The sequence below is a fragment of the Candidatus Symbiopectobacterium sp. NZEC135 genome, from assembly GCF_025962695.1.
This window is the reverse complement of sequence record NZ_JAGFPF010001518.1, coordinates 1-509: the sequence shown is the minus strand read 5'-3', so window position 1 is coordinate 509 and position 509 is coordinate 1. Positions and strand designations below refer to the sequence as shown.

Below are 509 nucleotides of genomic sequence, written 5' to 3'. Positions count from 1 at the left end.
AAGCCCATGGATTCTAATGCCACGTTGCCGGTCAGAATCATCAAATCGGCCCAGGAGATGTTTTGACCATACTTTTGCTTGATCGGCCACAGTAAACGCCGCGCCTTATCGAGGTTTACGTTATCCGGCCAACTGTTCAGCGGCGCAAAGCGCTGCTGTCCGGCACCTGCGCCACCGCGGCCATCGCCAGTACGGTAGGTCCCGGCGCTGGGCCAGGCCATACGAATAAACAGCGGGCCATCGCAGGCCACCAGGGCTGGGAATCGGTCATCAAGGCGTGGAGATCTTTTTTAACTGCCGCCAGATCGAGACGGTTAAAGGCGGCGGCGTAATCGAAATTTTTACTGAGAGGGTCGGAGAGCGAGCTGTGTTGATGGAGTACTTTCAGACTGAGCTGATTTGGCCACCAATCCTGATTCGTGGTGCCGCTGCTGGCGGTGGGCTTACTGCCGCCACCAGAGAATGGGCATTTGCTTTCAGTTGTCATGCGATATCTACCTTTGCTGATG

General features: G+C 55.8%; 1 pseudogene. It reads right to left on the bottom strand.

The features are described 5' to 3' along the window. Positions 1–487 (bottom strand): annotated as a pseudogene (locus J5224_RS35125) (peroxidase family protein); the annotation flags it as partial. Positions 488–509: the final 22 nt, after the last annotated feature.